The sequence below is a fragment of the Xanthobacter sp. NM-25 genome, from assembly GCF_022138605.1.
Lineage (GTDB): Bacteria > Pseudomonadota > Alphaproteobacteria > Rhizobiales > Xanthobacteraceae > Xanthobacter.
Genome location: NZ_JACBFS010000007.1, coordinates 154,432 through 179,249, shown reverse-complemented (window position 1 = coordinate 179,249; position 24,818 = coordinate 154,432). Strand labels below are relative to the sequence as shown.

Annotated in this window: 23 protein-coding genes; 10 read left to right on the top strand and 13 right to left on the bottom strand. The window is 68.7% G+C overall.

The window, feature by feature from the left end:
- Position 1 precedes the first annotated feature (1 nt).
- Complete coding sequence (gene cysW, locus MEU52_RS18780) at positions 2-868, top strand: sulfate ABC transporter permease subunit CysW (RefSeq protein ID WP_238123501.1); 867 nt, start codon at positions 2-4, stop codon at positions 866-868.
- A 42-nt stretch (positions 869-910) separates the two neighbouring features.
- On the opposite strand, the gene MEU52_RS18775 is transcribed toward cysW, so the two are convergent.
- The 7 genes from MEU52_RS18775 to ftsW all read right to left on the bottom strand — a co-directional run bounded on the left by MEU52_RS18775 (position 911) and on the right by ftsW (position 7,009).
- The gene (locus tag MEU52_RS18775) at positions 911-1,219 is read right to left on the bottom strand and encodes a lipopolysaccharide assembly protein LapA domain-containing protein (protein WP_238123500.1); all 309 of its coding nucleotides are present in this window, start codon (positions 1,217-1,219) and stop codon (positions 911-913) included.
- Positions 1,220-1,237: 18 nt separating this feature from the next.
- Positions 1,238-1,522, bottom strand: coding sequence for an integration host factor subunit beta (ihfB, locus tag MEU52_RS18770; protein WP_238123499.1), 285 nt, complete (start codon positions 1,520-1,522; stop codon positions 1,238-1,240).
- Between the two features lie 125 nt (positions 1,523-1,647).
- A complete protein-coding gene (sppA, locus tag MEU52_RS18765; RefSeq protein WP_238123498.1) occupies positions 1,648-2,619 on the bottom strand; it encodes a signal peptide peptidase SppA in 972 nt (323 codons plus the stop codon).
- A 113-nt stretch (positions 2,620-2,732) separates the two neighbouring features.
- Positions 2,733-3,173: an NUDIX domain-containing protein gene (locus MEU52_RS18760; protein WP_238123497.1), complete on the bottom strand. Its 441-nt coding sequence runs from the start codon at positions 3,171-3,173 to the stop codon at positions 2,733-2,735.
- Positions 3,174-3,205: 32 nt separating this feature from the next.
- Positions 3,206-4,618 carry a UDP-N-acetylmuramate--L-alanine ligase gene (murC, locus tag MEU52_RS18755; RefSeq protein ID WP_238123496.1) on the bottom strand — a complete coding sequence of 471 codons (1,413 nt, stop codon included), beginning with the start codon at positions 4,616-4,618 and terminating at the stop codon, positions 3,206-3,208.
- Positions 4,615-5,742, bottom strand: coding sequence for an undecaprenyldiphospho-muramoylpentapeptide beta-N-acetylglucosaminyltransferase (gene murG / locus MEU52_RS18750; RefSeq protein ID WP_238123495.1), 1,128 nt, complete (start codon positions 5,740-5,742; stop codon positions 4,615-4,617). Before murG ends, murC begins: the two co-directional genes overlap by 4 nt.
- A gap of 46 nt (positions 5,743-5,788) precedes the next feature.
- The gene (gene ftsW, locus MEU52_RS18745; RefSeq protein WP_238123494.1) at positions 5,789-7,009 is read right to left on the bottom strand and encodes a putative lipid II flippase FtsW; all 1,221 of its coding nucleotides are present in this window, start codon (positions 7,007-7,009) and stop codon (positions 5,789-5,791) included.
- Between the two features lie 139 nt (positions 7,010-7,148).
- Here ftsW and MEU52_RS18740 point away from each other — a divergent pair, with 139 nt between their 5' ends.
- Positions 7,149-9,737 (top strand): ligase-associated DNA damage response DEXH box helicase, encoded by a 2,589-nt coding sequence (locus MEU52_RS18740; protein ID WP_238123493.1) that lies wholly within the window; start codon positions 7,149-7,151, stop codon positions 9,735-9,737.
- Here MEU52_RS18740 and MEU52_RS18735 read toward each other — a convergent pair.
- The 6 genes from MEU52_RS18735 to MEU52_RS18710 all read right to left on the bottom strand — a co-directional run bounded on the left by MEU52_RS18735 (position 9,734) and on the right by MEU52_RS18710 (position 16,183).
- Positions 9,734-10,201 (bottom strand): NfeD family protein, encoded by a 468-nt coding sequence (locus MEU52_RS18735; RefSeq protein WP_238123492.1) that lies wholly within the window; start codon positions 10,199-10,201, stop codon positions 9,734-9,736. The genes MEU52_RS18740 and MEU52_RS18735 overlap by 4 nt on opposite strands.
- Positions 10,201-11,181 carry an SPFH domain-containing protein gene (locus MEU52_RS18730; protein WP_238123491.1) on the bottom strand — a complete coding sequence of 327 codons (981 nt, stop codon included), beginning with the start codon at positions 11,179-11,181 and terminating at the stop codon, positions 10,201-10,203. The genes MEU52_RS18735 and MEU52_RS18730 overlap by 1 nt, the downstream gene beginning before the upstream one ends.
- A 232-nt stretch (positions 11,182-11,413) precedes the next feature.
- Complete coding sequence (locus tag MEU52_RS18725; protein WP_238123490.1) at positions 11,414-12,463, bottom strand: esterase-like activity of phytase family protein; 1,050 nt, start codon at positions 12,461-12,463, stop codon at positions 11,414-11,416.
- On the bottom strand, positions 12,460-14,349 hold the full coding sequence (cobT, locus tag MEU52_RS18720; RefSeq protein WP_238123489.1) for a cobaltochelatase subunit CobT: 1,890 nt from the start codon (positions 14,347-14,349) through the stop codon (positions 12,460-12,462). Before cobT ends, MEU52_RS18725 begins: the two co-directional genes overlap by 4 nt.
- A gap of 95 nt (positions 14,350-14,444) precedes the next feature.
- Positions 14,445-15,428 carry a cobaltochelatase subunit CobS gene (cobS, locus tag MEU52_RS18715; protein ID WP_238123488.1) on the bottom strand — a complete coding sequence of 328 codons (984 nt, stop codon included), beginning with the start codon at positions 15,426-15,428 and terminating at the stop codon, positions 14,445-14,447.
- Positions 15,429-15,553: 125 nt separating this feature from the next.
- A complete protein-coding gene (locus MEU52_RS18710) occupies positions 15,554-16,183 on the bottom strand; it encodes a J domain-containing protein (protein WP_238123487.1) in 630 nt (209 codons plus the stop codon).
- 286 nt (positions 16,184-16,469) lie between these two features.
- Here MEU52_RS18710 and MEU52_RS18705 point away from each other — a divergent pair, with 286 nt between their 5' ends.
- From MEU52_RS18705 to MEU52_RS18670, 8 genes are all read left to right on the top strand, one after another.
- A complete protein-coding gene (locus MEU52_RS18705; RefSeq protein WP_238123486.1) occupies positions 16,470-16,769 on the top strand; it encodes a BolA family protein in 300 nt (99 codons plus the stop codon).
- A gap of 77 nt (positions 16,770-16,846) precedes the next feature.
- Positions 16,847-17,566: a 7-cyano-7-deazaguanine synthase QueC gene (gene queC, locus MEU52_RS18700; protein WP_238123485.1), complete on the top strand. Its 720-nt coding sequence runs from the start codon at positions 16,847-16,849 to the stop codon at positions 17,564-17,566.
- Positions 17,567-17,605: 39 nt separating this feature from the next.
- Positions 17,606-17,962 (top strand): lysozyme inhibitor LprI family protein, encoded by a 357-nt coding sequence (locus MEU52_RS18695; RefSeq protein ID WP_238123484.1) that lies wholly within the window; start codon positions 17,606-17,608, stop codon positions 17,960-17,962.
- A 72-nt stretch (positions 17,963-18,034) separates the two neighbouring features.
- Positions 18,035-18,730, top strand: coding sequence for a pyrimidine 5'-nucleotidase (locus MEU52_RS18690; protein WP_238123483.1), 696 nt, complete (start codon positions 18,035-18,037; stop codon positions 18,728-18,730).
- A gap of 253 nt (positions 18,731-18,983) precedes the next feature.
- Complete coding sequence (locus MEU52_RS21990; RefSeq protein WP_238123482.1) at positions 18,984-20,270, top strand: GGDEF domain-containing protein; 1,287 nt, start codon at positions 18,984-18,986, stop codon at positions 20,268-20,270.
- A complete protein-coding gene (locus MEU52_RS18680) occupies positions 20,263-21,108 on the top strand; it encodes a GNAT family N-acetyltransferase (RefSeq protein ID WP_238123481.1) in 846 nt (281 codons plus the stop codon). Before MEU52_RS21990 ends, MEU52_RS18680 begins: the two co-directional genes overlap by 8 nt.
- Positions 21,109-21,333: 225 nt before the next feature.
- Positions 21,334-23,037 carry an OFA family MFS transporter gene (locus MEU52_RS18675; RefSeq protein WP_238123480.1) on the top strand — a complete coding sequence of 568 codons (1,704 nt, stop codon included), beginning with the start codon at positions 21,334-21,336 and terminating at the stop codon, positions 23,035-23,037.
- Positions 23,038-23,313: 276 nt separating this feature from the next.
- The gene (locus MEU52_RS18670) at positions 23,314-24,696 is read left to right on the top strand and encodes a sigma-54-dependent transcriptional regulator (protein WP_238123479.1); all 1,383 of its coding nucleotides are present in this window, start codon (positions 23,314-23,316) and stop codon (positions 24,694-24,696) included.
- Positions 24,697-24,818 lie beyond the last annotated feature (122 nt).

The window sequence follows — 24,818 nt, the reverse complement described above, 5'->3', positions numbered from 1 at the left end:
GATGGCGCGGCGCATCAATCGCTATCGGGTGCGCGTCGGCGATCAGCCGGCGGTGGCTTTCACCCTCACCGGCGCCGTGCTGCTGGTGACGGCTCTGGTGTTGATCGCGCCGCTGGGCGTCATCTTCGTGGAAGCGTTCCGGCGCGGGCTTACCCCTTATGGCGAAGCCCTGGTGCGTCCCGATACGCTGCACGCCATGGGGCTCACCGTCTTCGCGGCGCTGGTCTGCGTGCCCGTCAATGTGGGGTTCGGCATTGCCGCCGCATGGGCGGTCACCAAGTTCACCTTTCCCGGGCGCAGCCTGCTGCTGGCGCTGGTGGAGCTGCCCTTCTCCATCTCGCCCATCATCGCCGGCGTCGCCTATCTGTTCGTCTACGGCGCCCAGGGCCTGCTGGGGCCGTTCCTCGCCGCCCATGACATCAAGATCATGTTCGCCGTGCCGGCCATCATCCTTGCCAGCCTGTTCGTGACGGCGCCGTTCGTGGTGCGCGAGCTGGTGCCGCTGATGATGGCCCAGGGGCGAGACGAGGAGGAGGCGGCGGCGAGCCTGGGTGCCTCCGGCTTCCAGATCCTGCGGCTGGTCACCCTGCCCAATGTGCGGCTGGCACTGCTCTATGGCGCGGCGCTGTGCAATGCCCGGGTCATGGGGGAATTCGGCGCGGTCTCGGTGGTGTCGGGCAACATCCGCGGGCAGACATCGACCCTGCCGCTGCAGATCGAGCTGCTGTACCAGGACAGTCAAGTGGTGGCGGCCTTTGCCGCGGCCACGGTGCTGGTGGGGGTGGCGCTGTTCACCCTGGTGGCGAAATACCTGATTGAGCGGGCGGAGAAGAAACGCGGCGAGCGCCCGACAGACCTTGCGGCCTGATCCCTCGTGGGGATAGAGGCTTCGGCCTTTCGGCCGGCGCGCTCAGGTGCGCGGCGCCGGCAGGGTGAGGCCCGGTGCGGGGGCGGCCGGGCTGGCGCCGGTCTTCTTGAGGTCGCGCCGCGCCTGGCGGGCTTCACGCCGGAAGCGGCCCTGCCGCAGCCAGGTCACCAACCCACCCAGCACCACGCCGAGAATCAGGGCGCCGAAGATCACCGCATAGAGCGGCACCGTCATGGAGAGCACGGGCGCGCTGGGCGAGAAGGGATCGAGCGAAACCAGCACTTCGCGGCGATTGGCCACCGCCAGGGCGATGACCAGGATCGACACGGGCAGGCCGATGAGAAGGGACACGAACCGCCGCACGGCTGTTTACTTTCCGGTGTTGAGACGCTCGCGCATCTCCTTGCCAGTCTTGAAATAAGGCACCGTCTTTTCGCTCACTTCCACCTGCTTGCCGGTGCGCGGGTTGCGGCCGACGCGGGCGTCGCGCTTCTTGACGGAGAAGGCGCCGAAACCGCGCAGCTCGACGCGGTCACCCCGCTCGAGGGCCGAGACGATCTGCTCCAGGATGGCGTTGACGATGTTCTCAACATCCCGCTGATACAGGTGCGGGTTGGCTTCGGCAATTTTCTGGACGAGTTCCGACTTGATCATGATGGCTCTGGTTCCCCTCACGACCGAACCGCCGGGAGCGGTGGACAGGCTGACGGCGGCGGTTGTCGCCTCCAGCCTCGATCTTGTGAAAATTCGCAACCCCTGAGAGGGGGTTGGGTCCCCGGTTATCTGTCGGCCGGAGGGTGCCAGAGGGCCAGCAAGCCGTCAAGTTGACTACGCTCAAGGGCCCCCTGGGTCGCTGCTGACAGCACAATTCCAAGTTGTGGTAATCCCACAGCGTCCAGTGCGCCACGGGCCATGCCGAGCAGCCAGCCGAACTCGGTATCGAGCTCCCGGGTCCGCCAGGTGCGCACGCGCATGTTCTCGGGAACCCCCTTCTCGCGGGAGAGCCAGGCACGGGCGGTGCGGTCGTCGCCGATTTCGTCCACCAGCTGCAGCGGCAGGGCCATGTGGCCGGTGAAGATCCGGCCGTCGGAAACGGCGGCGAGCTTGGCGTCGGAGAGCCTGCGGCGTTCGCCCACCAGGCCCTTGAACCAGTCGTAGCTGTCCACCACCAGGGCGTCGATGGCGGCCCGGGCTTCCGGGGTGGTGGGGGTATAAGGGTTGGGCGAGGCCTTGAGCGGGGAGGACTTGATGTCCTCCATGGTGACGCCCACCGTCTTCAGGAGCTCGGTGACGTTGGGAAACTGGTAGATCACCCCCACCGAGCCGACGATGGCGTTGCGCCGCGCGACGATATGGTCGGCGCCGAGGGCGGCGATATACGCGCCCGAGGCGGCCACGCCTTCCACCATGGCCACCACCGGCTTCTTGGCGGCGAGGCGCCGCAGCGCGTCATAAAGCTGTTCGGAGCCGGTCACCGTGCCGCCGGGGCTGTCGATGGAGAGAATCACCGCCCGCGCGCCCGAGCGGCCGATCTCGTCGAGCATTTCCACCCGCTCGCGATCGTTGCGGATGAGGCCGCCGATCACCACCCGCGCCACGTGGGGCCCGCCGGTGGAAACCTTGTCGGAGACCGCGTAGCCGACCCCCGCCGCGATCGCCCCCACCACCGCCAGCACGCCCAGCGTGCGCCAGAAGGTGACTTTGCGCCGCAATCTGCGGCGTTCGACGATCTGGTCGGCGTCGAGGGACATCAAAGCCTCCGTGAGTCACCGCCCCGGGCGGTCGTCGGCGCACTTAAGGTTCTGGCGGGGAGGTTGGCAAGGCATCCGGCGCTCTTTGCCGGCGCAGCGGCGATGGCGTGGCGCTACCACGCCTCGTGCAGGGGCAGCTGCCGACGCCACTCGCCAATGCGGCGCAGGGTGCCGGGGGTGGTGCCGTCCGGCAGGGCGTCGAAGGGGAAATAGCCGATCTCGCGGATTTCGAGATTGGGGGCGGGCGGGGGGCCGGCCGTCACTCGGGCGCGAAAGCACACCACATGATCGCGCCCGCCCACCCGGGGATTGAAGAACACGCCGTGCAGCAGCAGCGGCCCGTCCACCACGGCGTGGGTTTCCTCCATCAGCTCGCGATGGGCGGCGGCGGCCGCGCTTTCACCCGCATCCACCCCGCCGCCGGGCAGGTGCCAGCCGGGCGTGTAGCCGTGCCGCACCAGCAGCAGCCGGTCGTCGGCGTCGGTGGCGAGCACGCGCACGCCGAGGGTGAGGCCGTGGCGCATGCGGCGCAGCCAGGGCAGCAGCGGCAGCATGGCGCGTCTCCTTCCGCCGCGGCTCGGCCGCGTCAGGCGGCGGGCTTCAGCGCCGCCAGCTCGCCGGGCAGGGCATAGGCCCAGCCGCTGATGGAGCCGGCACCCAGGCACACCACATAATCTCCCGGCTTGGCGAGGCCGGCCACCAGTCCCGCCAGCGCCTCCGGTCCCGGCAGGGCGATGACCGAGCGGTGGCCGTGGGCGACGAGCCCCTCCACCAGATGGTCACGATCCACCCCGGGAATGGGCGCCTCGCCAGCGGCATAGACCGGGGCGACGATGACGTGGTCGGCGTCGTTGAAGCAGGTGCAGAATTCGTCGAACAGGCTCTGCAGGCGCGAATAGCGGTGCGGCTGCACCACGGCGATCACCTGACCCTCGCTGGCGCCGCGGGCCGCGCGCAGCACTGCGGCGATCTCCACCGGGTGGTGGCCGTAGTCATCGAAGATGGTGACGCCGTTCCAATCGCCGGTATGGGTGAAGCGGCGCTTCACGCCACCGAACCCGGCCAGCGCCTCGACGATCTGGGCATCGGACACGCCCAGCTCACGGGCCACCGCGATGGCGGCGGTGGCGTTCAGCGCATTGTGCTTGCCGGGCATGGGCAGGCGCAGGCCGGTGATCTCGTGGGTGACCGCGCCGGAGCGGTCGCGGAACACCACGCCAAACTTGGTGATGCCGCCCTTGAGGTCCACGTCCACCAGCCGCACGTCGGCCTGGGGGTTCTCGCCATAGGTGATGACGCGGCGGTCCTCGATGCGGCCCACCAGCGCCTGCACCACCGGATGGTCGATGCACATCACCGCGAAGCCGTAGAAGGGCAGGTTCTCCACGAAGGTCTCGAACGCTTCCTGCACCTTCTCGAAGGTCTTGAAGTGGTCGAGATGCTCGGGGTCCACATTGGTGACGATGGCCACCTCGGTGGGCAGCTTGAGGAAGGTGCCGTCGCTTTCGTCGGCCTCCACCACCATCCATTCGCCACCACCCCAGCGGGCGTTGGTGCCATAGGCGTTGATGATGCCACCATTGATGACCGTGGGGTCGAGGTCGCCGGCGTCCAGCAGGGTGGCCACCAGCGAGGTGGTGGTGGTCTTGCCGTGGGTGCCGGCAACGGCGACGCAGCTCTTCAGCCGCATCAGCTCGGCCAGCATCTCGGCGCGACGCACCACCGGCAGGCGCCGGGCCCGCGCCGCCGCCAGCTCGGGATTATCGCGCTTGATGGCGGAGGAAACCACCACCACGGCGGCGGTCTCCACATGGGCCGCATCATGGCCGATGCTGACGGTGATGCCCAGCTCGCGCAGGCGCTTCACATTGGCGTTCTCCGCCGCGTCGGAGCCCTGCACGGTGTAGCCGAGATTGTGGAGCACCTCGGCGATGCCGCTCATGCCGATGCCGCCGATGCCAACGAAATGGATGGGGCCGAGCGCTGCCGGCAGCTTCATGAGCGTGGTCCTTGAAAAGTTGCGGCCGTGCCCCCGTCGGCCAGATGTTGGGTGAGGTCGCCGAGGCGTTCGGCGGCGTCCAGCACGCCGGCGCTTCTGGCGCGCGCGGCCATCTGCGTCAATGTCTGCGGGTCGGCGGCGAGCCGCGTGAGCTCCTCGCTGAGCCGCTCGGGGGTGAATTCCAGCTGCCGCAGCACCAGCGCCGCACCGATTTCGGCGAGGCTGCGGGCGTTGGCGGCCTGGTCCTGGTCCAGCGCATGGGGTAGCGGCACCAGGATCGACGGCCGGCCGATGGCCGCCAGCTCCGCCACCGTTCCGGCGCCGGAGCGGGAGATGACCAGATGGGCGTGCGCCATGCGGGCGGGCAGATCGTCGAAGAAGGGGGCGAGCTCCGTCTTCAGATGGAGATCGCCATAGACGTCGCGCACCCGGGCCATGTCCTCGGCGCGGGTCTGCTGGGTCAGCTGCAACCGGGCGCGAACCTCACGAGGCAGGTGGGCCAGCGCGTCGGGCACCACGTCTGACATGACGCGGGCGCCCTGGCTGCCGCCGAACACCAGCACCTTCAGCGGGCCGTCGGCCGCCGGTTCATCATAGGGCTCGGCGGCGGCGGCGATGGCGGCGGGGCGCAGCGGATTGCTGGTCCACACCGCCTTGGCGGCGAGCACCGGATCGGTCTTGGTGAGGCCGGGGAAGCCGGTGGCGATGGCGGTGACGCGGCGCGCCAGCAGCCGGTTGGCACGGCCCATGACCCCATTGGCTTCGTGGATGAGGGTGGGAATGCCCATGAGCGAGGCGGCAAGCAGCGGCGGCAATGAGGGGTAGCCGCCGAACCCCACCACCACCGCCGGCTTCAGCCGCCGCATCAGCGCCAGCCCCGAAATGAGACCCGAGGCGAGGGTGAGGCCCGCCTTCGCCAGGGCCACGGGCGAGCGCCCGCGCACCGTATCGGCAGGCAGCACATGCAGCTGCCGGGCGGGGAAGCTCGTGGCATAGCGCGCCGCCCGCTCGTCGGTGGCGAGATCCACCATGCAGCCGCGGGCGGTCAGCACGGCGGCCAGCGCCTCGGCGGGGAACAGATGGCCGCCGGTGCCCCCGGCGGCGAGAAGAACGAGCTTGGTCACGGCGCTCTCTTGTTCCGTGTTCGCGACGCCAATAAGGCGGCGCTGGTCATGCCGGGGAAGGGGCGCCCTCGGCGGGGCCGCCATAGGGCGCGGCGGTTTTGGGGGTGGCGCGCGGCGTGCCGGTGAGCTGGCGCGGCTCGCTCAGCGCCGCCAGCGCCGCTGCCCCCGGGCGCTTGCGGGAGAGGGCGATGAGCATGCCCATGCCGAATGCCAGCGAGATCAGCGAGGAGCCGCCATAGGAGATGAAGGGCAGCGTCATGCCCTTGGCCGGCGCGATATGCACGTTGACCGCCATGTTGATGGAGGCCTGCAGGCCGAACAGCAGGGCGAGGCCGGTGACGGCGAAGCGGGCGAAGGGATCGGTCTCGTGCTGGGCGCGGTTGAGCGCGCGCAGGATGATGAAGGCGAACAGCGTCAGGATGATCAGGCACAGGATGATGCCGAACTCCTCGCCCGCCACCGCGAACACGAAGTCGGTGTGGCCGTCCGGCAGCAGGCGCTTCATGGTGCCCTCGCCCGGGCCCTGGCCGAACCAGCCGCCGTTGCGGAAGGAATTCAGCGCCGCGTCGATCTGGTAGGTGTCGCCGGATTCCGGATTGAGGAAGCGGCTGATGCGCTTGTGCACGTGGGAGACGGTGAAATAGGCGATGGTGCCGCCGCCGATGCCGACCCCGACCAAGCCGAACATCCAGATCCAGCGCAGGCCGGAGATGAAGAAGAGCGAGCCCCACACCAGGGAGATGAGCAGGCTCTGGCCGAAATCCGGCTGCTTCACCAGCGGGCCCAGCACCAGGGCGAGCAGGCCGATGGCCAGCAGCTGCGCCGGCATCTCCGGTCGCTTGGTGCTTTCCGAGAACAGCCAGGCGGCGAGGATGACGAAGGCCGGCTTGATGAATTCGGACGGCTGCACGGTGATGCCGGCGACGGTGAGCCAGCGCCGGGCGCCTTTCACCTCCGGGCCGATCACCAAGGTCGCAAGCAGCAGCACGAAGAAGATGGCGAACACCACCATGCACACCCGCCGGATGGAGCGCGGCGAGAGGAAGGAGGTGGCGAGCATCACGAACGCGGCAGGGATGAGGAACATCACCTGCCGATTCACGAAGTGGAACGGGTCATCGATGCCGATGCGCGCCGCCACGGCGGGGCTGGCGGCCAGGCACAGGATGATGCCGATGACCATCAAAGTGAACAGGCCGGCCAGAAGGGCCCGGTCCACCGTCCACCACCATTCGCTCAGCACGGTGCGATCGGCGCGCGACATCATGGGACGCATACTCCACGCGAGAACATGGGCCGCACAGTGAGGGAAGACGGTTGACGCCGGATTAAGGCCATGGGTCCGCCTCGCGGAAGCGGCCCGTCGCCCCTATCTTTCCCGGGTGGCACAGGCGAAACGAGCGGGCGTGCGCGCCCTTCCCGAACCCTTCCGGCGCTGGTTCGAGGCGCGCGGCTGGGCGCCCCGCGTGCATCAGCTCGATCTGGTGGCGGCGGCGCGGGCCGGTCGCTCGGTGCTGCTGATCGCCCCCACCGGCGCCGGCAAGACCCTGGCCGGCTTCCTGCCCACTCTGCTGGAGCTGGCCGATGGGCGCGAAGGCCGTGCCGCCCGCGCGGCGCGCCGATCCGGGGATGAGGCGCCGCCTCCCGCCGATGGCGCCGCCGTTCCGTTCGCCCGCTGGGCCAGCGCCGCCTCGGTCTCGCCGCTGCACACGCTTTATATCTCGCCGCTGAAGGCGCTGGCGGTGGACATCGCCCGCAATCTCGAAACCCCCATCGCGGAGATGGGCCTGCCGATCCGGGTGGAGACCCGCACCGGTGATACGCCAGCATCGCGCCGCCAGCGCCAGCGGCATGATCCCCCGGACATCCTGCTCACCACGCCGGAGCAGATCTCGCTGCTGCTGGCCTCGAAGGATGCGGAAACCCTGTTCGCCGGCCTCAAGCGGGTGGTGCTGGACGAGCTCCACGCCCTCGTCACCTCCAAGCGCGGCGATCTTCTGGCTCTGGCCCTCGCGCGGCTGCGGGCCATCGCGCCGGGGCTGCAATGCGTCGGCCTCTCCGCCACCGTGGCGGAACCCGATGATCTGCGCCGCTATCTGGTGCCCCAAAGGGCCGATGTGCCTTTGGCCGAGCTGGTGGTGGCCAAGGGCGGCGCCGCGCCGGACGTGGCCCTGCTGGAAGCCGACGGCCCCATTCCCTGGGCCAGCCACATGGCCGACCATGCGGTGCCGGACATCTATGCGGCCATCAAGGCGAGCGGCCTCTCGTTGGTGTTCGTGAACACGCGGCGGCAGGCGGAATTCCTGTTCCAGGAGCTGTGGCGCATCAACGACGACAATCTGCCCATCGCTTTGCACCACGGCTCACTGGCGGTGGACCAGCGCCGCAAGGTGGAGGCGGCCATGGCGGCGGGCCGGCTGAAGGCGGTGGTGGCCACCTCCTCCCTTGATCTCGGCATCGACTGGGGCGATGTGGATCTCGTCATTAATGTGGGCGCGCCCAAGGGGTCCTCGCGCCTGCTCCAGCGCATCGGCCGCGCCAATCATCGGCTGGATGAGCCCTCCCGCGCGGTGCTGGTGCCGGCCAACCGGTTCGAGGTGCTGGAATGCCGGGCGGCGCTGGAGGCGGTGCGGGCGGGCGCCCAGGATACCCCACCGGAGCGGGTGGGCGCTCTCGACGTGCTAGCCCAGCACGTGCTTGGCATGGCCTGCGCGGCGCCGTTCGATGCCGACGCTCTGTTCGCCGAGGTGGTGAGCGCCGCCCCCTATCGCGACCTGTCGCGGGCGGATTTCGATGCGGTGCTCGATTTCGTCGCCACCGGCGGCTACGCCCTGCGCGCCTACGAGCGCTTCGCCAAGATCCGCCGCACCAAGGATGGCCTGTGGCGGGTGGCCAACCCCATGATTGCCCAGGCCTACCGGCTGAATGTGGGTACCATCGTCGAAAGCCCGATGATCAAGATCCGCCTGGTCTCGGCCCGCGGCGCCGCCAAGAGCGGGGTGGCCGGGCGAGTGCGCTGGGGCGGCCGGGTGTTGGGGGAGGTGGAGGAATATTTCATCGAGACCCTGACGCCGGGCGACACCTTCGTGTTCGCCGGCGAAATCCTGCGCTACGAGGCCATGGTGGAGGACGAGGCCTATGTGGCCCGCGCCAGTGCCACCGAGCCCAAGGTGCCGGCCTATGCGGGCGGCAAGTTTCCCCTCTCCACCTTCCTCGCCGCCGGGGTGCGGGCGCTGCTGGCGAGCCCGCAGCGGTGGGGGGATCTGCCGGCGCCGGTGCGCGAATGGCTGGAGCTGCAGCGCCTGCGCTCCCGCCTGCCGGGCCGCGACGATCTCCTGGTGGAGACCTTCGAGCGGGGCGGGCGGCATTATCTCGTGACCTATCCGTTCGAGGGCCGCCTCGCCCACCAGACCCTCGGCATGCTGTTGACCCGGCGTCTGGAGCGGGCCCGGCTGCGGCCTTTGGGCTTCACTGCCAACGATTATGCCCTCGGCATCTATGGGGTGGGCGACATGGGCCTCGCCTTGCGCCAGGGGCGGCTTTCGCTGGCGGAGCTGTTCGACGAGGACATGCTGGGGGATGATCTGGAAGCCTGGCTCGACGAGAGCAGCCTGATGAAGCGCACCTTCCGCTATTGCGCGGTCATCGCCGGGCTGATCGAGCGGCGCTTTCCCGGCAAGGAGAAGAATGCCCGGCAGGTCACCATGTCCACCGACCTCGTCTACGACGTCCTGCGCCGCCACCAGCCCGATCATCTGCTGCTGCGCGCGGCGCGGGCCGATGCCGCCACCGGGCTCCTCGACGTGAAGCGCCTCGCCGAGATGCTGGCCCGCATCAAGGGCCACATCGTCCACCAGCCGCTGGACCGCGTCTCGCCTTTGTCGGTGCCGGTGCTGCTGGAAATCGGCCGCGAAGGCGTGGGCGGCGACGCCGAGGACGCCCTGCTTGCCGAAGCCGAAGAGGAACTGGTGAGGGCGGCGATGGGGGAAGCCTAGACCGCCTCCACCTTCAGCACCGCGCCGTCGGCGGCCACCACTTTCACGTCGTGGCCGGCGGCGGTGTCGGGGCCGGTGACGCGCCAGACGGTGTCGTCGATGCGCACCCGGCCGATGCCGCTGATGATGGGCTCGTCCAAAGTGAACACCCGGCCCACGTAGCCGTCTGCCCGGCGGTTCAGGAATGGCCGGTCAGAGGCCTTGTCGGGGCTGGGGGAGACCTTGCGGCCCACCAGCACCGCCACCACCGCCAAGGCGGCGAAGACCAGCACCTGGGCCTGCCAGGAGAAGGCGAGCACCGGGCTCTGCCACGCCAGGTCCACCAGATAGGTGAGAGCGCCGGTGAGGAGGGCGGCGAGGCCCAGCCAGACCAGGAAGGTGCCGGGGGCGGCGATCTCCGCCACCAGCAGCACCCCGCCCAGCACGAACCAGGCCCAGGGCCCGAGATCGGAGAGAGGGCCCATCACGCGGCCGGCGGCGTGAGGGGGCCGGTGGCGCGGCGGTTGCCGGTAGGGCGCGGCGGCTCGCCGCCGAAGGCGCTGCGGGTCAGCTCGCCGATGCCGGCGAGGGAGGAGAGGAGCGCCGTGCCTTCATAAGGCATCAACACCACTTTCTGGTTGGGGGCGGCGCCCAGGGTCTCGAACGCCTTCACGTATTTCTCGGCGATATAATAGTTGAGCGCCGCCGGATCGCCGCTCGCCACGGCGGCGGAGAGCATCTCGGTGGCGCGGGCATCGGCCTCGGCCAGGCGCTCACGCGCCTCGGCGTCGCGGAAGGCGGCTTCGCGGCGGCCTTCCGCCTGCAGGATCTGGCCCTGCTTCTGGCCTTCCGCCTTGAGGATCTCCGATTGCCGGAGGCCCTCCGCCTCCAGGATGGCGGCGCGCTTCTCGCGTTCCGCCTTCATCTGCCGCGCCATGGCATTCACCAGATCGGTGGGGGGCACGATGTCCTTGATCTCGATGCGGTTGATCTTGATGCCCCAGGGTGAGGCGGCGGCATCCACCACCGCCAGCAGCCGCACGTTGATCTCGTCGCGGTGGGACAAAAGCTGGTCGAGGTCCATGCCACCCATCACCGTGCGGATATTGGTCATGGTCAAGGCCAGGATGGCGGTGTCGAGCCGGGCCACCTCATAGGAGGCCTTGGCCGCGTCGAACACCTGGAAGAAGGCCACCCCATCCACCGAGACCGTGGCATTGTCCTTGGTGATGACCTCCTGGGTGGGCACGTCCAGCACCTGCTCCATCACGTTCACCTTGTTGCCGATGCGGTCGATGAACGGAACGATGAGGTTGAGGCCGGGATAGAGGGTCTTGGTGTAGCGGCGGAAGCGCTCGACGGTATATTCGTAGCCCTGCGGCACCGTCTTCACCCCGGCGAAGACGATGGCGATGGCCAGCACCAGAAGCACGATCACAAAGAGGTTCGGGCCGACGACGAGCATGGTCTTATCCTTTGGTCCGTCTCTTGACATGAGTCCTGCGGCCGGTTCTTCGGCCGCTGCCCGTGACCCCCGCAGCCGGCCTGGGCCGGCCCGCGCATAAGGACATGGGCGTCGTGCCGCTGCAACCCGGAGGGAACGAAGCGCGATCCGCCGATGTCTCGCGATTCGCGCCCGTTTTGTTCCCGTTCACCCCCGATGCGGTCTGCGGGGCGTCCCGGATCGGGACATGTCCTCAGTCCGGCAGCACCGCGAAGCGCAGCAGGATGGTGCGTTGCAGGGGGCTGAAATTGTCGTCGGACACCAGTGTCAGCAGGGTCTCGCCGGCGGCGTTGGTGGTGGCGGCGAGGCCTTCCATGTTGTCGATGTCATAACCGCCGTCGAAGGTGCCGAGCACGGTGCCGGTGAGCACCGCGCCGGGCGTCACATCCTTCAGCGCAAACCGGCGGATCTGCATCAGCACCCCGGTGGTGATGGAGAAGTGCCGTTCCAGCAGATAGAAGCTGCCATCGGGCGCCACCGCCATGTCGGTGGCGTTAAACGGCCCGCTCTTGGTGATGGTGAAGGCGCCGGGCTGCGGCCCGCCGATGATGAAGCCGGGCAGGTCGCCGCCCTTCTCGAACCCCTCCTCGCCGATACCGATGAGCGCACCCTTGAGCGGGCCGGCGGGGACATAGGCGAGGCTTTCCAGGCCCACATTGGTGCGCAGCCGGCGCACCGCCGCGGGCGCCTGCACCCGCGTGCCGTGGGCACTGAGGGGATCGCGCGGATAGCGCCACACCTCGTTGATGGTCTCCATGCCCACATAGACCGCATCCGGGGCCACCGCGAGGGATTCGGAATCGCCACGGCCGCGCTGGGCCTGCAGGCGGCCGGCGTCATCCTGGAGGGCGGCGGCGGTGACATCGGAGAGGCCGGTGGGGCGATCGCCGTCGACATCGAGCCGGCCGGAGAGGAACACGCCGGCATCGGTGACCGCCAGGAAGCGGTTGTCGGCAGTAAGATGGAAGCCGGAAATGCCGCCGAACGCGGGATAGGTCGAGTGCAGCACCAGCCCGCCGCGAAAGGCGAGCGCGCCGAAACGGGTGCGCTCGTCATCGAGCTTGAAGCGGGTGATGGGGCTGGCGGTGACGGTGAGCGGCTCGGGCCGCTCCGGCAGCGTGGTGGGCTTCGAGATCGCGGTCTCGATCACCACCCCGGCGCCGACCGCCAGCGTCAGCACTCCGGCGGCGATGAGGCTGATGAGCCGTCGGAATGAGGGGCGAGGGGCGTCGCGCCGGGTCAATGCATCCGCCGGCCCGGCTGCGCGGGAGCGGCCTTCTCCTCGAACAGCTCGGCCAGCTTCTCGGTCATCACACCGCCCAGCTCCTCGGCGTCGACGATGGTCACCGCGCGGCGATAGTAGCGGGTGACGTCATGGCCGATGCCGATGGCGATCAGCTCCACCGGGGAATGGGTCTCGATCTCGGAGATGATGTGGCGCAGGTGCCGCTCCAGATAGTTGCCGGCATTGACCGAGAGAGTGGAATCATCCACCGGCGCGCCGTCGGAGATCATCATCAGGATGCGCCGCGCCTCGGGGCGGACCAGCAGGCGCTGGTGGGCCCAGTCGAGGGCCTCGCCGTCGATATTCTCCTTCAGCAGGCCTTCGCGCATCATCAGGCCCAGATTGCGCCGGGCCCGCCGCCAGGGGGCGTCGGCGGCCTTGTAGATGATGTGCCGCAGATCATTCAGCCGGCCGGGATGGGCCGGCTTGCCGGCGGCCAGCCACGCCTCGCGGGATTGGCCGCCCTTCCAGGCGCGGGTGGTGAAGCCCAGCACCTCCACTTTCACGCCGCAGCGCTCCAGCGTCCGCGCCAGGATGTCGGCGCAGGTGGCGGCCACCGTGATGGGCCGCCCGCGCATGGAGCCGGAATTGTCGATGAGCAGCGTCACCACCGTGTCGCGGAAATCGGTGTCGCGCTCGCGCTTGAACGACAAAGCGGCGGTGGGGTCGGTGACCACGCGGGAGAGGCGGGCGGGATCGAGCACGCCTTCTTCCAGGTCGAATTCCCAGGCCCGGTTCTGCTGCGCCAGAAGCCGCCGTTGCAGCCGGTTGGCGAGCCGCGCCACCACCCCCTGCAGATGGGAGATCTGCTTGTCCAGATAGGCCCGCAGGCGGGTCAGCTCTTCCGGGTCGCACAGATCCTCGGCCGCCACCTCCTCATCGAACTTGGTGGTGAAGGCGTGGTATTCCGGTCCGCGATTGTCGTGGGTGGCCGGCGGCCGGGGCTGCCAGGGTTCGGCCGCCTCCTCGCTATCACCGGGCTCGGTGCCCTCGGGCATGTCGTCGGGCGGGGCGGCCTCGGCATCCACCTCGCCGAGCGGCAGTTCTTCCTCCGAGAGCTGGGCGTCGGCCTCGGTGCTGCCCTGCTGGCTCTGGTCCTGCTTGGATTCGCCCTCTTCGCCGGCTTCCTCTTCGGGGCCGCCGTCGCTCTCGTTGTCCTCACTCTCGGTGTCGGCGTCGAAGTCGGCATCCTCTCCCATGTCGAGGGACGAGAGGATGTGGCGCGCGATCTCGCCAAAATGCTTCTGGTTGTCGATGGAGGCGAGCAGGCGGGCGAGATCATCACCGGCCCGATCCTCGATATGGGATCGCCAGACATCCACCAGGTTGCGCGCTTCGCGGGGCGGGGCCTCGCCGGTCAGGCGCTCGCGCACCATCAGCGCGATGGCCTCCTCGATGGGAGCCTGGGCGCGATCGGTGATATCGGCGTAATTGGCCTTGTGGTAGCGGTCCGCCAGCATGGCGGAGATGTTGGTCTTGGTGCCCGGCATGCGGTTGGAGCCCAGCGCTTCCACCCGCGCCTGCTCCACGGCCTCGAAGATGGCGCGGGCGGTGTCGCCGGTGGGCAGCATCTTGCGATGCACCGCCGCGTCGTGACAGGCAAGGCGCAGCGCCATGGAATCCGCCTGGCCGCGCACGACGGCGGCGTCATGGACGGTGAAGCGCCGCGGCGGCTCCGGCAGGCGCACCCTGTCGGGACCGAGGGACGGGCGCTCGGCGGTGAAGGTCACCTCGAACTCGCCTACCCCGGCGATGGCCTTGAAGCATCCGGTGATCGCGCGCTTGAACGGCTCGACGGGCGCTTCCTGGGGCGCCTTTCCAGGCGTGCGGTTGGTGGGGGCCATGGTGCCGGTCTCTCAAAGCGACGCGAGGAACGGTGCCGGGACGGCCGGCACCGCGGACAAGGAGGCGGCCACCCGCGGCGGCCGCCGGAACGCCCTCAGGACAGAGCGACGTTGACGGTGCTTTCCAGCAGTTCCTGACCAAAGCAGCGCTGGTAGAACTCGGCCACCAGCGGCCGCTCCAGCTCATCGCACTTGTTGAGGAAGGTGACCCGGAGCGCGAAGGCGAGATCCTTGAAGATGTCCGCATTCTCGGCCCAGGTGATGACCGTGCGAGGGCTCATCACCGTGGAGAGGTCCCCGTTGATGAACGCCTGGCGGGTGAGATCGGCGAGCCGCACCATGCGGTTGACCGTGTCGCGGCCCTCGGCGGTCTGGAAGTGCTTGGCCTTGGCCAGCACGATGGCCACCTCGTGGTCATGGGCCAGGTAGTTCAGGGTGGTGACGATGGACCAGCGGTCCATCTGCGCCTGGTTGATCTGCTGGGTGCCGTGATAAAGGCCGGTGGTGTCGCCGAGGCCGATGGTGTTGGCGGTGGCGAACAGCCGGAAGGCGGGGTGGGGGCGGATGACCCGGCTCTGGTCGAGCAAGGTGAGGCGGCCGGAGGATTCCAGCACGCGCTGGATCACGAACATCACGTCCGGCCGGCCGGCGTCATATTCGTCGAACACCAGAGCGATGTTGTTCTGGTAGGCCCAGGGCAGGATGCCGTCGCGGAACTCGGTCACCTGCAGCCCGTCCTTCACCACGATGGCGTCCTTGCCGATCAGGTCGATGCGGGAGATGTGGCTGTCGAGGTTGATGCGCACGCACGGCCAGTTGAGGCGGGCCGCCACCTGCTCCACATGGGTGGACTTGCCGGTGCCGTGATAGCCGGTGACCATCACCCGCCGGTTGTGGGCGAAGCCGGCCAGGATGGCGAGGGTGGTGGGGCGATCGAACAGATAGTCCGGGTCGAGATCGGGCACGTGCTCGTTGGGCTCGGAATAGGCCGGTACTTCCATGTCGATGTCGATGCCGAAGGTCTGGCGCACCGAGACTTTCATGTCCGGGGTGGGGGCAAGGGTTTCGGTGCCGCTCATAACTCCTCCGTGGGCGCATCCCGCGCCCTTCGTGCCTGAATGGTTCGCCGCTGGATTCGCCCAAGCAAAGCCGCGGCCACAAGAAAAATCAAACGCCCCTTGGTGGGCTCAATGCCGGCGGAAGGTCAACAAAATCCCGCCTGCTTGAGGTTGGTATAGGCCTGGATGACGCTGCGCAGCCGGTCCTCGGAGGAACGGTCACCGCCATTGGCATCGGGGTGGTGCTTCTTCACCAGCTCCTTGTAGCGGGCCTTGATCTCGTCCGCGCCGGCGGACATTTCGAGGCCCATCACCTCCAGCGCCCGGCGCTCGGTGGTGCGCACCACGCGGCCCTCGGCCTCCTCGCGCTCGGGCCGGAAGGTGCGGCCCATCTCGGCGCCGAAGCCGAACGGATCGCCCACGCCCTCATGGAAATCGCCGCGCGGGGTGGCCCCCTCGTCGCCGGCCGCGGCGCCACCGGCCCCCTTGCTGCCCATGCGCCAGGTGGGGCGGTGGCCGGTCAGCGCATCCTTCTGATAGGCGTACACCGCATCGTCGGTCATGCCCGCGAAATAGTTGTACGACTGGTTGTACTGCTTCACGTGGTCGAGGCAGTAATGCCAGTATTGCCCTTCCTGCTGACGCCCCTTCGGCGCGCGGTGAGTCGCCGGCGCTCCGCAGCCCGGCCACTGGCAGCAGGTCTGTTCCGGCTCGCGCGCGCGGGTGGCGGCGGGCTTCACGCGGATGCGGTCGAAGAGCGGAGAGTTGAGCTTCATGACAGGGCAATTATGAGCGCCGTGCGGCAGCGCGGCAAGGATACGGCACAGATACGCGGCGACGCGACGAGGGCTCCCGATACCGCAGGTACGGCACCGGAAACGCGACGGCCCCCCCCCCGGCAGACAGCCGTTCCGCACCGCAGGGGGCAGGATAGGCGCGCCGGAATAACGCTTATATAATGGCAGGGTCCGGCAGGTGCCATGGTTGAGCTTGTTCTGGTGAGCTGGCCATGGCGCGCGGCCTGCACGGTGACGCTTCTCTTTTCAGAGCACGGTTTTCATCATGTCCAATGCCTCACTTTCCGCCATTCGTGACAGCCTCGAAGCCGGCCTTCGTCCCCTGGCCCTCGATCTGGAGGACGAAAGCCACAAGCATGCCGGCCATGCCGGCGTGATGCATGATCACAAGGGGGCCCATCGCGATGACGGGGGCATCACCCATCTGCGCGTGCGGGTGGTGGCCACCGATTTCGCGGGCAAGAGCCGGCTGGAGCGCCACCGCATGGTGAATGCCCTGCTGCAGGGTGAAATCGCCAAGGGGCTGCACGCCCTGGCCATCGAGGCCAAGGCTCCCGGGGAGTGAGCGCACTGCAATTGAGCGCCATTTGCGCGGAACGAACGGAGCGGGCACTGCGGCCCGTTCGTCATTGAAAGGCTCCCATGACCACCGCTGACGCGGGTGCCCGCGAAGGTGCCCTGGTGCTGTTTTCCGGCGGGCAGGACTCCACCACCTGCCTCGCCTATGCCCTTGACCGCTTCGAGCGGGTGGAGACCCTCGGCTTTTCCTATGGCCAGCGGCACCGCATCGAGCTCGATTGCCGGCCGGGTGTGCGCGCGGGCATCGCCGGGCTGCGGCCGCAATGGGCGGAGCGGCTGGGGCCGGACCATCTGCTCGACCTCGACGCCCTCGGCCAGATCTCCGATACCGCGCTGACCCGCGCCGTCTCCATCGAGATGGAGCAGGGGGGCCTGCCCAACACCTTCGTGCCGGGCCGCAACCTCATCTTCCTCACCTTCGCGGCGGCGCTCGCCTACCGGCGTGGCCTGCGCCATATGGTCGGCGGCATGTGCGAGACGGATTTCTCGGGCTATCCCGATTGCCGCGACGATACGGTCAAGGCCATGCAGGTGGCCCTGAACCTCGGCATGGACAGCCGTTTCGTGCTGCACACCCCCTTGATGTGGATCGACAAGGCGGAGACCTGGCGGCTGGCGGAGCGGCTCGGCGGGCGCGAGCTGGTGGAGCTGATTCTGGAGCAGACCCACACCTGTTACCTGGGAACGCGGGGGGCTCGCCATGCCTGGGGCTATGGCTGTGGCGAATGCCCGGCCTGCCGGCTCAGGGCCGAGGGCTTCGCCCGCTACGCCGCCGTCCCTTAGATCCGCGCCGGCCATCGGCGCGCAGGAAAGGAGGATCATATGGGCGCGTCACTGTTCCGGCTCGCCGGCGTCGCAATCGCCGTTCTTCTGGCCACCGGCGCCGTCGCGCAGGGCGCCAGCTTCTCCTGCGCGGCGGCGAAAGCGGCGGATGAGAAGACCATCTGCGCCAGCTGCGACCTGCAGCAGCTGGATGTGAAGATGGCGACCCTTTATGGGGTGCTCACCCAGCTGGTCGCCATGGGCCAGCGCGGCGATATGGTCGATGCCCAGCGCGCGTGGCTGTCGCGGCGTGCCTTGTGCGGCACGGATGCGGCCTGCGTGCAGACCGCCTATACCGCGCGGATCGCGGAGCTGGAGGCCGCCCTGGGCGCCATCTCCGCGCGCGGACCCTTCTGACTTCGGAGCCCGGCCACTGCGCGGGCGCTCCATCACCCGGCGCGCCGCCTGGGCGCGCCCATCGAGAGCTGCATGTCGCTTCCCGTTTCTTCGCCCCGCTTTGCCGGCATCGACACCTGGGTGTTCGATCTCGACAACACCCTTTATCCCGCCGACCACGATCTGTGGCCGCAGATCGATGCGCGCATGAAATCCTATATTGCGCAGCATCTGGACATGACGCCCGACGACGCCTTCAAGCTCCAGAAGGAGTATTACCGGCGCTACGGCACCTCCCTGCGCGGGCTGATGATCGAGCACAAGATCGATCCCGCCGCCTTCCTCGCCCATGTGCACGACATCGACCTGTCGGGCCTGGCGCCGGAACCGGCCCTGGGTGCGGCCATCGCCGCTCTGCCGGGACGCAAGATGGTTTATACCAACGGTTCAGAGCGCCACGCGCGCAATGTGCTGGAACGGCTGGGCATCGCCGGCCAGTTCGACGCCATTCATGACATCGTCGCCGCCGATTTCCACCCCAAGCCCACCGCGGAGGCCTATCAGCGGTTCCTTGCCGCGCATGGGGTGGTGCCCACCCGGGCGGTGATGTTCGAGGATCTGGCGCGCAATCTGGAAGTGCCTGCCCGGCTCGGCATGGCCACCGTGCTGGTGGTCACCCCCGGCCATTCCGGCGCCGGCCGCGAGAGTTGGGAGCTGGAGGGGCGTGAGGCGCCGCATGTGGACCATGTGACCGATGACCTCGAAGGCTTCCTGAAGGCCCTGGCCTGACAATGGGTACATCTTGAGGTTGTATATCTGCGTGATATGGTCACTTCGGTCGCCGTAACGCAGGGCCATGTCTGGCCGGGAGTGGTGTTCAGGTCCGGCACGCGATGGGGGATCCGGCGTGGTGGCCGTGTCCGTGCGGTGACGTCTGAGATTTCGGGTGTGCGCGCGCCATGTCCAAAGTAACTTCAAGGGGCAGGCCCGTTTGAGGCGGGAGCGGGCTCCGTCGACGACTGTCTCGCGTGAGGTTCTCGCAGTGCAGGATGCTGGTCGCTTCGCGTGGCTCGATCTCGTCCACGCCCCCGTGCTGGTGGTGGAGGGCGAGGGGCGCAGGGTCATCAGGGCCAACGCGTCGGCAGTGAGCCTGGTGGGTGATCAGCTCGACGGGCGTGATCTTGCGGACCTGTTCGGCGCCTATGCCGCCGGTCGTCTGCATGGCCTGCTGGCGGGCCCGCGTCTCGATACCGAAGAGATGGTGCTCTATTGCCGCACGCCCTTCGGCCTCGCCACCTTTGGTTTCAAGGTCGCGCGGCTGCCGGAAGGGGACGGCACGGTGGTTACCCTGCGGGATCACCGGGAGAGCGCGGCGGCGCGGCGCGGGCGGCCGCTGCCTGCGGTCGACGATTTCGGCGCCAAGCTGGAAGACATCGTCCGCTCCCTGCCGGTCGGTGTCGAGATCTACGATGTCAACATGCGGGAGCTGTTCTTCAATGCCCAGTCGGATCAGCTCTTCGGCCTCGGCGCGGGCGATCAGACGCCGGCCTATGGTGATTTCGACGGCTGGTGGGAGCGGGCCTTTCCCGACGATGCGATCCGGGCCGAGGTGATCCGCGAGTGGCGGTCCTGCATGGATGCGGTGCGTGCCGATCCGCGCACGGTCCAGGATGCGGAATGGGAGGTGCTGTGCCGTGATGGCCAAACCCGCACCATCCTGTTCCGCTTCCGCTTCGTGGGTGACACCTATGTGGTGGTCTTCTGGGATGTCTCCGAGCCGCGACGGCTGGAGCGGGAGCTGCGTCACCTGGCGGTGACCGACGAGCTCACCGGCCTGTGCAACCGCCGCCGCTTCTTCGAGGAGGCGGACCGCGCCTTCCGGATCGCCGTTGCCACCAGCTCCGATCTGTCGGTGCTGATGATGGACCTCGATCACTTCAAGGGCATCAACGACAGCCATGGCCACGCCGCCGGCGATGCGGTGCTGCGCGAGGTGGCCGGCCGCTGCCGGGCGGCGCTGCGGGCGCGCGATCTGGTGGCCCGCATGGGGGGCGAGGAATTCGCCGTACTGCTGCCCAACACCGGCGCGGCCGGGGCGCGTCTGGTGGCCGAGAACCTGCTGGAGGCCGTGGCCGGTGTGCCGGTCACCGTGGGAGAAATGGCGCTGGAGGTGCGCTGTAGCATCGGCTGTGCCGCCCTCGCGGCGGACGACCGGACCATTGCGGCCGTCATCGAACGGGCCGATCGCGGCCTCTATGCCGCCAAGGCGGGCGGGCGCAATTGCGTGGTCATGTGGGCGGCGGAGCCGGAGGAGGCGCGTGATGGCTGAGGATCTTCGTATCGGTCTGTTGTCCGCCCCCGAGCTGGACACGGTCGTGGAATGGGCGGCCACCGAGGGCTGGAACCCGGGCCTCGCCGATGCCCCCATCTTCCACGCCCAGGACCCACAAGGGTTCTGGGGCCTGTTTGTCGAGGGGGCGCTGGCGGTCAGCCTGTCCACCGTGCGCTATGACGGCGGCTTCGCTTTCGTCGGCTTCTACATCTGCCGGCCGGATCTGCGGGGGCGTGGGCTGGGGCTCAAGCTGTGGCAGGCGGCCCTTGCCGGCCTGTCCGGTCGCAGCATGGGCCTTGATGGGGTGGTGGCGCAGCAGGCCAATTATGCGACCTCCGGCTTTGTCCTCGCCCATCGCAACAACCGATATGGAGGGCCAGCCCCTGCCGTCGGTGCCGTCGACCCCCGCATCGTGCCCGTGGACATGGCGGTGCGGGCCGCGGTGATGGACTATGACGCGCGCCATTTCGGCTTTCAGCGGCCCCGCTTCCTGGCCTCCTGGCTGGTGCCGACCCATGGCAGCGCGCTGGCCCTGGTGGAGGATGGAACGGTGAAGGGCTATGGGGTGATCCGGGCGTGCCGGACCGGCTACAGGATCGGGCCGCTGTTCGCCGATGACCCGGCGTGTGCGGAAGCTCTGTTCCGCGCGCTCGTGGCCGGGCGGACCGGAGAGGCCGTTTTCCTCGACGTGCCCGAGCCCAATGGCGCGGCGGCCGCCCTGGCGCAGACCGCCGGGCTGGCGCCGGTGTTCGAGACGGCGCGCATGTATCAAGGCCCGGCGCCGGCTTTGCCCCTGGCCGAAATCTTCGGCATCACCAGCCTGGAGCTCGGCTGAGCGTCTCGTCATTTTGCCCCGGGCGGGGCGCCGCTTCCGTCGCCGATGGGACAAAATGTCCACCCTGCCGTCGTCGCTGGCGGCGCGCGGCTGCGTGGAGGCCTCAAATTCCACAATTCTGCGGGCAGATCGGTGCTGGCCCCCGGCTTGCTAGGCGAGACCACCTGCGCCGGACGTGCGCGGGATCAAGATCCAGGCCCAAGCAAGAAGCCGCCAGGAGGAAAGATGTCCGTCACCACCCTTGCCCCACCCCCGTTCCTCAGCCGGGAACGCACCATCGCCGGCGCCGGCTTCAATCGCTGGCTGGTCCCGCCGGCGGCCCTCGCCATCCACCTGTGCATCGGCATGGCCTATGGCTTCAGCGTGTTCTGGCTGCCGCTGTCGCGCGCCGTCGGCATCACCGCGCCGGTGGCCTGCCCGGCCGACATGGGCTTCATCGCGGGCCTGTTCGCCACCTCCTGTGATTGGCAGATCTCCCAGCTCGGCTGGATGTACACCTTGTTCTTCGTGCTGCTGGGCTCTTCGGCGGCGGTGTGGGGCGGCTGGCTGGAGCATGCCGGGCCGCGCAAGGCCGGCCTCGTCTCCGCCTTCTGCTGGTGCGGCGGCCTGGTGATTTCGGCCATCGGCGTCTATTTGCACCAGATCTGGATGCTGTGGCTCGGCTCCGGCGTCATCGGCGGCATCGGCCTCGGTCTCGGCTATATCTCGCCGGTGTCCACCCTCATCAAATGGTTCCCCGACAAGCGCGGCATGGCCACCGGCATGGCCATCATGGGCTTCGGCGGTGGTGCCATGATCGGCGCGCCGCTGGCCAACATCCTGATGCAGCATTTCGCCAGCCCCACCTCGGTGGGCGTGGCGCAGACCTTCCTCGCCATGGCGGCCATCTATTTCGTGTTCATGGTGGCTGGCGCGCTGGGCTACCGGGTGCCGCGCGAAGGCTGGAAGCCGGCCGGCTGGACCCCCCCCGCCGCCAGCGCCAACGCCATGGTCACCCATCGCCATGTGCATCTGGACGTGGCGTGGAAGACCCCGCAGTTCTGGCTGCTGTGGGCAGTGCTGTGCCTCAACGTGTCGGCCGGCATCGGCGTCATCGGCATGGCCTCGCCCATGCTGCAGGAAGTGTTCGGCGGCCGGCTCATCGGCCTCGACCTCACCTTCTCCCAGCTGGATGCGGGCCAGAAGGCGCAGATCGCCGCAATCGCCGCCGGCTTCACCGGCCTGCTGTCCTTGTGCAACATCGGCGGCCGGTTCGGCTGGGCCTCCTTCTCCGACAAGCTGGGGCGGAAGATGACCTATGCGGTCTTCTTCGTGCTGGGCTTTGGCCTGTATGCCCTGGTGCCCACCACCGCCCACATGGGGTCGGTGGTGCTGTTCGTGCTGGCGTTCTGCATCATCCTGTCCATGTATGGCGGCGGCTTCGCCACTATTCCCGCTTATCTCGCCGACATTTTCGGGACCCATATGGTGGGGGCCATCCACGGCCGGCTGCTCACCGCCTGGGCCACCGCCGGCGTGCTGGGGCCGGTGCTGGTGAACTATCTGCGCGAATACCAGATCGCCGCCGGCATTCCGCGGTTCGCCGCCTATGACCAGACCATGTACATCCTGGCCGGTCTGTTGGTGCTGGGCTTCATCTGCAACCTCCTGGTCAGGCCGGTCGCCGAGAAGCTCTACATGACCGACGAGGAGCTCAAGAAGGCGGGCAAGCTCGCCGTCCAGAAGGCCGAGGAGGAGACCCACGCCGACTTCGAGGACTTCGAGGAGGAGGCGAAGGACGGCACCACGTCCGCCGTGCGTTCCAGCACCCCGGTGGCCACCGGCTCGACCCCCGTGGCGCTGGTCGCGCTGGCCTGGCTGGCGGTGGGTATCCCCCTGGTGTGGGGCATCTGGATCACCCTGCAGAAGGCGGTGGTCCTGTTCCACTGATCGCGGGCACCCGGCCGGGCGTCAGGGGTCCGGCCGGATTGCAGAACCCCCTCTCCCCCGCGGGGGTGGAGAGGGGGCCTCGTGCTGCGTATTTGATCGCTGGATCAATTTGAGCGATTGATAGGGCTGATGACGAGCCGCGCCGCGCGGGCAGCCCGTGACAGAAGACGTGTCGCCGCCATCGAGGAGGAAGACCGGTGCCGGGCGCCGGGCTTCGAGGTGGGGTCGTGTCGCCAGGGGCGAGCGCCCAGCAACTGCGGCACGCATCTGATGACCATGACCCGCGCCCTTCCGGCGGACCCCGCTTCCGACGTCACCTTCAGCCCGCACCTGGCGGAATCGGCCGTGCTGGTGGTGGATGACGAGCCGGGCATGCGCAACTTCCTCACCCGCATGCTGGCGCCGCGCTGCCGCCATGTGGCGGAGGCGGCCGATGTGGCCACCGCCGCCCGGCTGCTGGAGGCGACGCCGTTCGACCTCATCATTCTCGATAACATCATGGCTGGCCGCTCCGGCCTCGACTGGCTGAAGGAGCTGCGGGCCACCGGCTTCTTCCGCGAGGTGATCCTCATCACCGCCTTCGCCGATCTCGAAACCGCCATCGAGGCGCTGCGCGCCGGGGCCGCCGATTTCGTGCTGAAGCCGTTCCGCTCCAACCAGATTCTCAACGCCATGGCCCGCTGCCTGGAGCGGGCCCGGCTGAGCCGCGAGAACTTCGTGCTGCGCCGGGCCCTGCGGACCCCGGGCGCCAGCGCCGGCCCGTCCACCCTGGTGGGGGATTCCCTGTCCATCCACGCGGTGCGCACCATGGTGGCGCGGGTGGCGCCCATGCCTACCACGGTGCTGGTCACCGGCGAGAGCGGCACCGGCAAGGAGGTGACCGCCCGCGCCCTGCACACCTCCTCGCCCCGGGCCGACAAGCCGTTCGTGCCGCTGAACTGCGCCGCCATTCCGGCGGACATCATCGAGAGCGAATTGTTCGGTCACCTCAAGGGGGCGTTCACCGGTGCCGCCTCCTCTCGCGAGGGGCTGTTCTTTTATGCCCAGGGCGGCACCTTGTTTCTCGACGAGGTGGGGGAGCTGCCGCTCGGCCTGCAGGCCAAGCTCCTGCGGGTGATCGAGGATAAGAAGGTGCGCCCGGTGGGGGCCGAACGGGAGGTACCGGTGGACGTGCGCCTAGTGGCGGCCACCAATTGCGACCTCAAGGAGATGGTGGAGGCCGGCCGGTTCCGGCAGGACCTCTATTACCGGCTCAACGTGGTGAACATTCACCTGGCGCCGCTGCGCGAGCGGGCGGCCGACGTGGCGCCGCTGGCGCGCCTGTTCATGGACGAGCTCAGCGCCCAGCTGGGGGTGCCGCCGCTGGAGCTCACCGAGGCGGTGCTGCGCCAGCTCGCCCGCTATCCCTGGCCGGGCAACGTGCGGGAACTGCGTAATGTGATCGAGCGGGCGCTGATCCTCGGCGATTTCCCGCGCGATGTGGTGCCCCTCGATGGCGCCGACGACGAGGAGGCCTATTCCCAGGCCATGGAGGCGGTGGAAAAACACCACATGCTCAAGGTGCTGGCGGAGGCCGGGGGCAATCGCGCCGAGGCGTCGCGCCGGCTCGGCGTGTCGCGCAAGACGCTGGATCGCAAGCTGAAGGCCTGGCATGGCTGAAGGGGCTCCCGCCGATGGGGCGCGGCCCGCCCTTGGCCGCGGGCGATTGGGGAACTGGCGAGTGAGCCACGGGCGTTTGGGATACGGGCGGTTGGGATACGGGCGCGTTGGCACCGTGCGGG